The sequence below is a fragment of the Hydrogenophaga sp. genome (assembly GCF_031426985.1).
Lineage (GTDB): Bacteria > Pseudomonadota > Gammaproteobacteria > Burkholderiales > Burkholderiaceae_C > Hydrogenophaga.
On the sequence record NZ_JASJOY010000206.1, the window covers coordinates 24,551 to 31,708 of the forward strand.

General features: G+C 67.5%; 2 protein-coding genes and 1 pseudogene. All 3 read right to left on the minus strand.

Annotation, left to right across the window (positions count from 1 at the left end):
• Positions 1-72 precede the first annotated feature (72 nt).
• Positions 73-1,155 carry an OmpA family protein gene (locus tag RMP09_RS21375; protein ID WP_310567997.1) on the minus strand — a complete coding sequence of 361 codons (1,083 nt, stop codon included), beginning with the start codon at positions 1,153-1,155 and terminating at the stop codon, positions 73-75.
• A 77-nt stretch (positions 1,156-1,232) separates the two neighbouring features.
• Positions 1,233-4,475 carry a hypothetical protein gene (locus tag RMP09_RS21380; protein ID WP_310567998.1) on the minus strand — a complete coding sequence of 1,081 codons (3,243 nt, stop codon included), beginning with the start codon at positions 4,473-4,475 and terminating at the stop codon, positions 1,233-1,235.
• A gap of 26 nt (positions 4,476-4,501) precedes the next feature.
• Positions 4,502-7,158: pseudogene (locus RMP09_RS21385) on the minus strand (hypothetical protein); the annotation flags it as partial.

The following is a 7,158-nucleotide window of genomic DNA, read 5'->3' on the forward strand; positions in this document are numbered from 1 at the left end:
TCAACGCACCCCAAGAAAAAACCGCCGAGGGCTTGCGCCCCGGCGGTTTTTTCTTGAACAGCAGGTGGCGGCTTACTTGATGCCCACCACCTCGATCGCCACGCGCCGGTTGGGCGTCAGGCAGACGGTTTGCTCGGGCTTGGGCGGCTTGGTGCTGCACTCCACCACCGGCTCGCGGTTGCCACGGCCGGCGGAGCTGACCTGATCGGCCTTGACGCCCATGCTCTCCAGGTAGTCGCGCACGGTGTTGGCCCGCTGGAGCGAGAGGGCGTCGTTGTAGTCGGTCTTGCCGTAACGGTCGGTGTGCCCGGTGTAGGCGATGGACTCGATCTTGCGGTACTTCTTCAGGTTGTCGGCCACTTCACGCAGGCGGTCCAGCCCACCGGGCAGCAGATCGTCGCGGCCCGACTTGTTGAACTTGAACAGGGCATCACCCAGCAGCGTGATGTGCTCTTTCTGCACCACCGGCGCCGGGGGCGGAGCCACCGGCGCGGGCACGGGGGTGGGCACCACGGCCACCGGCACGGGCGCCGCACAGGCGGCGGCTTCTTCACCGGCGCGGCGCACGGCGTCTTCGGCCATGGCCACGTGCGGCGTCGCCTGGCGCCAGCCGGTCTGCTCTTCGGCGTGGCCGGCGCGCACCAGGCGCACTTCGGCACAGGCCACGGTGCGGGCGGTGCACTTGAGGGTGCTGGCGTCGCCCTTGAAGCCGCTCAGCCGGGCCCAGAGGTCGTCGCGCAGCTTGCTGCTCCTGGCCACCAGCGGCGTGTCGTAACCCGCCTTCGCGCCCTTGTCGGCTTCGAGCGCCTGCACGATCTTGATGGACTCGTGCAGCGACTCTTCCACGTAGCCGGTGCGGTCGTTCTCGTGGTACTGGGTCTTGGCGGTGTCGAGCCAGCACTGGGCCTTGGCCAGCGCATAGTTGTTCTGCGGCACGCCCGCTTCGTTGAGCGCGCGCAGGCGTTGCTGCACCGCTTCCAGGGTCTTGCGGTCACCGAGGATGCGCTCGTCGGTGATGCGCGCGGCCTGCGGCACCAGACCGGTTTGCTGGGCAACGGCGGCGGGCGTTTCGTCCTTGGACTGGAACGGCCCGCTGGCACAACCGGCCAGGGACAGGGCAGCGACGAGGAGGGAAAGAGAAAAAGAGGTTCGCATGGCAGTGTGGATCGCGGGGGTGCGGCCGAACGGGCGTCGGGAAACAGAGAAGGGGGCAGTCATGACCGGTCCTCTCGTCAGGGTTGGCCCGGCGCACCGGAGGTGAGGGTCTTGTTCACGCCCGCGTCTTTGCCGCGGAACAGGTCTTCGTCGAACTTGTAGCGCAGACCCAGCACCCAGCCCTGGTTGGTGTATTCGCTGGAGATGTCCTTGTCGCTGAAACCGCGCCAGTTGTAGCCCAGCGTGGCCCAGAGGTTGTCCATCACCACATAGCCGACTTCCAGGCCGTAGGCGTACTGGCGGCTGCCGCCCGTGCCCTGCAGCACGCTGAACAGGCCACCCACCGTCCAGCGGTTGGTGATGTCGTAGGTCACGCGCGAGCCCAGCAGCGTGGCGCTGTAGTTGTCGCGCACGCTGCCCAGCAGCAGTTCGTTCACCCGCTTGTGGGCCACACGGCCCGACACCCACCAGGGGCGGCTGGGGTGGTAGTTGGCACGCAGGCTGGCGATGCGCACGTCGCGGTCGATGGCGTCGGTGCCGGCGGTGAATTCGTTGCGCAGTTCCAGCGTGCCCAGAGCGTCGAAACGGTTGTTGTCCACCGGGCGGTAGGCAAAACCGATCTGGGCGCGGTTCTGGCGCGTGTCCGAACCCGCGGCCGTGCGCGGCTGGACCTGGTTGAAGTAGTCGCGCGCCAGCAGGGTCCAGTCGCGGTCCAGCTTGCGGGCCAGGCCCAGGGTGACGAGGTGGTTGGTGTTGTCCTGGTCCTGACGCCATTCGACCCGGCCGGAGGCTTTCCACAGCTCGCTGCCGGTGTATTCCAGACCCAGGCCGACCGCTTTGGCGTTGCCGTCGGTGCTGGTCAGGCGCTCGACGTTGGTGACCAGGCGCAGACCGGGCTGGAGCATCCAGCCGTTGCGCAGGCCCAGGGCGGCCTGGATGTCCTCACCCGAACCGCTGTCGCGCACACGGTATTCGCTGTAGACCGAGCCGTCCTGCATGTACTGCGTGTCGATGCCGAACACCAGGGCGGTGGCGGCTTCGCCCACGCCCAGCCCGTAGGCGCCGCCGAATTCGCGGCTGCGTTCGTAGCGGCCGTACAGGCGCGTCTTGTCGGCCACGGCCCAGTCGGCACCGATGCGGTAGAGGTTGGTGCCGTCGTCACCGATCTCGCGCTGCAGCTCACCGCTCAGCGTGAGGCTGTCGGTCATCTTGTACGCGGCGCGACCGAACACCGAGGTGCGGTCCAGGTCTTCGGTGGCGGTTTCGACCGTCGTGAGATTCGACCCAGAACACACCACCGGCAGACCCGTCACGGGGTCGATGGTCTGGTTGCCCACCTGGCTGATGCCGAAGCCCGTGTTGTAGCCGGTGGTGGCGGTGGTGCTGTTGGAACAGCTGCTGGCGGTGGAGCGCACCAGACTGGCCGCGTTCTCCTTGACCATGCGCACACCGCCGCCGACGGTCAGGCGTTCGGAGATCTGATAGTCGGCCCCCAGCGAGAGCGCCTTGGCGTCGTTGTGGACTTCGGTGGTCGCCTCTTCGATGTCGTCCTGGGTCTGCAGGTATTCGCCGTTGACGCTGAGCTGGGGCGTCGCCTTGTAGGCGCCGGACAGGCCCAGTTCGGTGCGGCCACCGGTGATGCCGGCGGCGGTGTTGTTGAAGTCTTCGCTGGCCTTGGCCACATAGGCCCGGCCGCGCAGCTTCTCGTCGCTGTGACGCAGTTCCAGCCGGACAGCGCCACCGCTGAGCTCGCCGCTCTTGCCGTCGAACGCGGTGCTGGTGTTGGTGTTGAAGCCACTGGCGTCGTTGACCACGCTGCGCGTGCCGGCGATTTCGGCGATCAGTTCGGTCTGCGGGCTGAGCTTGAGGTGCAGGTTGGCGCCGGCCACGGTGTACGGGGCCTGCGGGTTCTCGTCCCTGGCCACGGACACGCCCAGGCTGAGCTGGTCGGTCAGGGCCAGCTTCAGATCGCCGCCGTAGACGAGGAAGTCGTCGCCGCCCTGGTCCACCTCGTAGGTGATGCGGATGGTGACCGGGTTGAGCTGGTCATCAAAGCTGGGCACCGCCGCGCGGAACACGATCTGCCCGCTGAAGGGCTCGAACTCGTAGTCGCTGGACCGCGTCAGCAGGGTGGACTTGAGGATGACCGTGGGCTGGTTGCGGTCGCGCACCACGATCTGGATCTTTTCCGAGCCGGTCACGCCGTTCGGGTTGGACACGCTGTACGGCCCCGACACGCCACGCGCCGGGAACTCGTCGATGACCTGGCGCAAGGTGTCTTGCGCCGCAAAGCCGTTGGCCGTGACGCGCCCTTCCTCGTAGCGGCCCTGCAGACCGTTGAGGGATCGGTTGTACTGCCCCAGAGAACGGGCGGGGTTGCCGTCCTTGGTGGTGTAGTCGCCGTACAGCAGAAAGCTGCGGTTGCGGTCCACGCGCACGTACAGCTTGCTGGTGCTCTGCGCGTCGGCGCCGCGGATGCTCGCATCGCCGTACACCGGGTAGAAAGCGTTCGGGTCCACTTCCTCGAAGAGCTGGCGGTCGGTGTCCTTGTCGGAGTCGTAGGCCAGGGTGAGCAGGTACTCGCCCTTGATCTTGCCCTTGAGGTACAGGGCCGCGCGGGCACCGGCGCGCGTCTTGCCGCCGTTGAATTCTTTCTCGAAGCCTTTGAGCTCGGTTTCGAACGCATCGTCTTCGCGCACCGGGACGATGGTCGACGGGTCGAAGCGGTCGGAACGCACACGGCCTTCGATCAGGCCGACGGCGATCATCTCGCGCAGCTCGGGCACGTAGCGCACGGTCACCGCTTCGCTCACACCCTTGACGGAGACGCGCAGTTTCACCGCCTCGGGCTTGTAGGGCGCGATCAGCTTGAACTTGAGCACGCCGTTGGCCGCGATGGACTGGATGCCCGGCGCGATGCGGTCGATGTCGCCTTTGTCGGCGGCGGACTCGGAGGTGCGGCGACCGGGCAGCAGGATGCGGGCACCGCCATCCACCTCCACCGTCACATCCACATCACCGGTCACGGCACGGCCGTCCTTGTCCTTGAGCGTGACCAGCACGTCGATGCCCCCCACGCCGTCGGCGGGCAGGTTGTCACCCGCCACCTGGACCTGAATGCTCTCGACGGGCGAGGCCAGGCGTTGCAGGAACGAAGTGAACGGACGCGGGCCGATGCCGGCCTGGCCTGATGTTTCGAACGCGCTGCTGGCCTCAGGCGCATCGGCGCTGGTGGTGTGGTCCGCCACCTGGGCCAGTGCAGCCGTGGTCAGCAGGGTGGCTGCGATGGCCACAGGGGTCTTCTGGATCACTTGGTTCAAACGCCCATGCTGGAGTGCGAAGGTTTTCATTGCGCCGCCCCCCCGGAGGCATTGGCACCGTTCTGACGGGCGGCGGGCATGATTTGCTGCAGGGGCGACTCACCGCCCGGTTGTATCCGGGACACCGGACCGTTCTCGGTCTCGGGGCTGGCATCGCCCCCCTGGGCGCGGCGGGCCTTGACCTGGTCAAGCACCTGCGGCGAGCAGGAACCTTCGACGAAGTCGGCGCGCGCCATCTCGCCGCCCTTCATGTCGACAAAGATGCTGTTGCCATCGCCCGCATTGCGGTTGCTCGACGGCAGCAGGCGCGCACCCAGCGGCAGGGTCTTGCGGTCGACCTTGATCACGTGGGTCTGCGGCTTGACCCCGCAGACGCTGTACTTGCCGTCGGCGTCGGTGATGACGTAGGTGCCGTCCAGCATGACCAGGCGCACACCCGGGATGCCGATTTCACGCGAACCGCCGGCGTTGTTCTGCACGTGGTTGCCGTCGCAGTCGCTGTAGACGGTGCCGACGATGCAGCCCTCGTTGCTGAACACGCCGCCTTGCACCTTCACCTTGAACGCGGCGGTGTTGGACACCGAGATGCCCGAAGCAGCCTGCGCCCGGTTGATACCGTCGCCCTGCTGAGCACCCGCGCCCAGACGCACAAAGTAGCTGAACTCGGCAACGCCGTTGTTCGCCGGAACACGGTCGATCTGGAAGACCAGCGGCCGCCCCGTGGCATCGGCCACCGTGGCCGAGCCACGCACCGTACCCGGGATCAGGCGGAAGCCCGCGGGCAGCCAGTCCTTGACGCTCACGTTCAGCGCGTCCACCGCGCTCGCGTTGGTCACGCGGATCGTGTACTTGAGCGAGTCGCCCACTTCGGCAACGGACTTGTCACCCACCTTGTTGACCAGCAGCACCACCTGCGTGCCCGACACCACTTCGGTGTCGGTGTTGTTGGTCAGGTCGCTGTCGCCCACGCTGGCGTTGGTCACCATCGCGGTCACCGTGGCGCCCGTGGTCGTCAGCGGCACGCTCACCGGCGCGCTGCTCACGGTCTGGCCCGGGGCCAGCGTTGCCGCGGCCAGCGTCGTCGTCGCACCATTGACCACCACCACCGGGGTGAAGGTCACCGTGGTCCCGCCGTTGTTGCTCAAGGTCACCGTGGTGGTCACCGTCGCGCCCACCGCGCCCGCCGGGATGGGACGGACATCCACCGCTGGGTCAGCCCGCAGCGGATCCAGCGGAATGTGGTTGTTGTGCACCTCGCTGTTGCGAGCGCCCGAGAAGTCGAACAGGAAGCTGGTGTAGTACAGCGTCGCAGGCAAGCCGGTGAGGGCCGGCGCCGGGGGCTGGTCCAGGAGCTGGACCAGCACCTTGCCAGGTCCGACGGCCAGGGTCCCCTGCGGCAGCGCCACGCCGCCGAGCACCGCCGGTGCGCTGGAGTAGCCCGCGGGCGCGGTGATCTGCAGCGAGTACTGCCCCGACGGCGCACCGTTGAAGAAGAACTGGTAGAGGCCATTGGCGGACGTGGTCACCACATCGGCGCCCTCGCCACCCACCAAGTGGTCACGCGCATTGAAACCGCTCGGGCCCACCAGACGCACCACCGCACCGCCGAGGGGCTGACGGGTCACGGAGTCGTACACCACACCGCTCGGGTCCAGCGGCAGGTTCTGGTTGGCCGTGTTGTCGCCTTCGTAGAGCGTGATGCTCTGGATCACCCCCGACGACGTGCCGGAGGTGGCGCTGCTGTCGGACACCGTGACACCCGTGGAGGCATTGCCCTGCTCGGTGGTCGAGGCCTGGTTGTAAGGCGTGCCGAGGATGGTCGTGCCCAGGGGATCGCGGAACCGGATCTGGTAGTCCGTGCCAGGGTACTGATCGGCGATGACGTAACGACCATCGGCGCCGGTGGTGGCAGACCCCACCACCGCCGTGCCGGTTGCGCGGAGCTGCAGCAGCTCCGCAACATACCCGACGAGCACCGGTTCGGCGGTGTCAAACGCGCCGTTGCGGTTCACGTCGTAGAACGCGCGGCCCGAGACGGTTGCGGTCGGCACCGGGACGACCTGCTCGGTGTCGCTGTTGTTCGCCGTGTTGCTGTCGGGCACGCTGGGGCTGGTGACGTTGGCCGTCACCGTTGCGCCTGTGGCCGTCTGCGGCACCGTGATCGGCGCGCTGCTCATCGTCTGGCCCGGGGCCAGCGTCACGTCTGCCAGTGTCGTGCTCACGCCGTTGACCACCACCACCGGGGTGAAGGTCACGGTCGTGCTGCCGTTGTTGCTCAAGGTCACCGTGGTGGTCACCGTCGTGCCAGGTGCTCCGCTGGGAATCGGGCGCACATCCACGCCCGGGTCGCTGAACAGGCCCGAGCCACCTTCCGTGTCGGTGTTGTTGGCCACATTGCTATCCGGCACGCTGGGGTTGGTGACGTTGGCCGACACCGTCGCACCGGTGAGCGTCAGCGGCACCGTGATCGGCGCGCTGCTCATCGTCTGGCCCGGGGCCAGGGTCACTTCTGCCAACGTCGTGCTCACGCCGTTGACCACCACCACCGGGGTGAAAGTCACCGTCACGCTGCCGTTGTTGGAGAGGGTCACCGTCGTGGTCACCGTGCTGCCCACCGCCCCCGCGGGGATGGGCTGGACGTTCACACCCGGATCGCTGAACAGGCCCGTGCCACCTTCCGTGT

Coding starts and splice junctions, on each gene's coding strand:
- RMP09_RS21375 (WP_310567997.1), bottom strand. CDS start 1,155: ATGCGAACCTCTTTTTCTCTTTCCCTCCTCGTCGCTGCCCTGTCCCTG.